The sequence below is a fragment of the Oleiphilus sp. HI0132 genome, from assembly GCF_001635845.1.
In genome coordinates this window covers 1-896 of sequence record NZ_LWGJ01000293.1, presented here as the reverse complement: position 1 = coordinate 896, position 896 = coordinate 1, and the positions used below count along the sequence as shown (strand labels likewise).

At 45.0% G+C, this 896-nt stretch carries 1 protein-coding gene; it reads right to left on the bottom strand.

The features are described 5' to 3' along the window. Positions 1–868 (bottom strand): FAD:protein FMN transferase (locus tag A3766_RS03580; RefSeq protein ID WP_231882826.1); only part of this gene is annotated, 868 nt, incomplete at its 3' end. Positions 869–896 lie beyond the last annotated feature (28 nt).

The window sequence follows — 896 nt, the reverse complement described above, 5'->3', positions numbered from 1 at the left end:
CATCACCTCGATAGATAAATAACGCACTGATATTGTGCTTTGAGGCAAACTCATACCCCCTCTGCTCACCCATCACCATTAGCGCCGTCGCAAGCCCGTCAGCTAACATGCAATCTTCAGCAATCACACTAACAGATGCAAGCAGATGCTCAACTGGCCTGCCGCTGAGTGGGTCAATCGTGTGAGAATATCGTTTACCATTTTCTTCAAAATAATTTCGGTAATCTCCCGACGTAGCGAGCGCAGCATTACCAAGATGAACCCTAGTATAAACGTTTCTACCCTGTTTATCAGGTGATTCAATACCTAATACCCACAAGGAGTCACGAACACTTCTACCATGAGTCACTACCTCACCACCAATTTCTACCAGAAAGTTTGCGATGCCTTGCTCACGCAACGCGATAGCAACTTTATCTGCTGCAAAACCTTTAGCAATAGCAGAGAGGTCTAATTCTACGTCCTGGAGTTTGTACAGTTGACCGTCAACCAATTTAAAGCGTTGAACACCTACTTTTTCAAGCACAGAAGCGAGATTCTTTTCTTCAACAACTATCCCCTTGTGCTTAGAGCCACCGCCAAAGCCCCAGGCATCAATTAGCGGACCAACAGTTGGGTCGAAGCTCCCTTCGCTCAAGTTATTTAACGCAAGCGCCTCATTAAGCACTTCAATAGTTGTGGCCGACAAGGAAACACCCTCACCTATAGCAGCGCGATTAAATCTAGAGACTTCGGAGTCAGGCTTATAAGTAGACATCAAAGAGTCTATCGAAGCAAGCTCAGCCTCAATCGCAGACTGGATCGTTTTTAGCTGTGAACTATCAATCTCCGATGGGCTTACAATATTTATATTGTAAGTGGTACCCATCGTCGAACCACTTAAAGAATATTGAAGT